The sequence below is a fragment of the Rubellimicrobium sp. CFH 75288 genome, from assembly GCF_009904055.1.
Taxonomy (GTDB): Bacteria; Pseudomonadota; Alphaproteobacteria; order Rhodobacterales; family Rhodobacteraceae; genus Rubellimicrobium.
In genome coordinates this window covers 1-1,206 of record NZ_WYDP01000050.1, presented here as the reverse complement: position 1 = coordinate 1,206, position 1,206 = coordinate 1, and the positions used below count along the sequence as shown (strand labels likewise).

Here is a 1,206-nt window from a genome sequence, read left to right as displayed (position 1 = left end):
GTCACCCGCTTCGGGATGCATCCGAAGCTCGGCCAGGCGGTGCTCGAGGCGCAGCGGGCGAGCTTCCTGGGCGAGGATGCAGCACCCGCGCTGACCCCGCGCGACTATTCCGAGGCGACGGCGCGCGAGGTGGACCTCGCCGTGCGCGAGCTGATCGACGCCGCCTATGCCCGCGCCAAGGAGCTTCTCGCGGCGCGGCGTGCCGATCTCGAGGCGGGCACGAAGCTTCTGCTCGAGCGCGAGACGATCACGCCCGAGGACTTCCCCGCGCTGAGGCCGCTGCCGATGGCAGCGGAGTAGCCCCGTGTCGCTGCGCTCGGACTGGAGGGCCTTCGCCGACCGCTGGGCGGTCCTCACGCTCTACCAGCGCTTCGAGCAGGTGGTGACGATCGCCCTGTCGGGGCTTCTCATCGTCGTCATCCTCGCGGCGATGTGGAACCTCCTCCTGCGCGTGCTGTTCGGCCTCGTGCTCGAAGGGTCGCTCGACCCGACCGACCACCAGGTATTCCAGTCCGTGTTCGGCGCGATCTTCACCGTGATCATCGCGCTCGAGTTCAAGCGCTCGATCGTCGTTTCGGTCGAAAGCCACGACACGGTGTTCCACGTCCGCATCGTGGTGCTGGTGGCGCTGCTCGCGCTTCTGCGCAAGTTCATCATCCTAGATCTCGAGAAGATCGGCGCGGCGACGATCGCGGCGCTGGCCTTCGCCACCCTCGCTCTCGGCGGGATCTACTGGCTGATCCTCACGGGGCCGCCGCGCGGGGGAAAGCCGCCGGCGACTTGACCGCTGTCAATGCGGGACCCGGACTACTCGCTACGATGGCTGCGAATGCAAGGGAGAGAAGACATAATGCAAGGGAGAGAAGACATGCAGGGCAAGTGCGACATCTGCGGAAACCAGGCCACCGTACGGGTGCGCACTTCGGTCAACGGACGCACCCAGACCATGGAACTCTGCGACGTCCATTACCGCGATACCCTGCGCCGCCAGGGGCGCACGGCCTCGCCGCTCGAATCGCTCTTCGGCCGCCGCGGCAGCCTGTTCGAGGAATTCTTCGGCGAGCATCCGTTCCGCAGCCTGATGGCCGACCGCGGCTTCGACATGCCGCCCATGCAGCCCGGCAACGAAGAGGCGGTGGTGGATGCCAGCTTCGGCGACGAGGCCCCGCTCGCCCGCAGCACCCGCCGGCAGGGTGCCGGCTTCGC

General features: G+C 67.8%; 1 protein-coding gene and 2 pseudogenes. All 3 read left to right on the top strand.

Features of this window, described 5'->3' with window-relative positions; genetic code table 11:
• Window positions 1-300: pseudogene (locus GT358_RS16315) on the top strand (cell division protein FtsH); the annotation flags it as partial.
• 4 nt (window positions 301-304) lie between these two features.
• On the top strand, window positions 305-784 hold the full coding sequence (locus GT358_RS16310; RefSeq protein WP_371416317.1) for a phosphate-starvation-inducible PsiE family protein: 480 nt from the start codon (window positions 305-307) through the stop codon (window positions 782-784).
• Between the two features lie 84 nt (window positions 785-868).
• Window positions 869-1,206, top strand: a pseudogene (locus GT358_RS16305) (Clp protease ClpC); the annotation flags it as partial.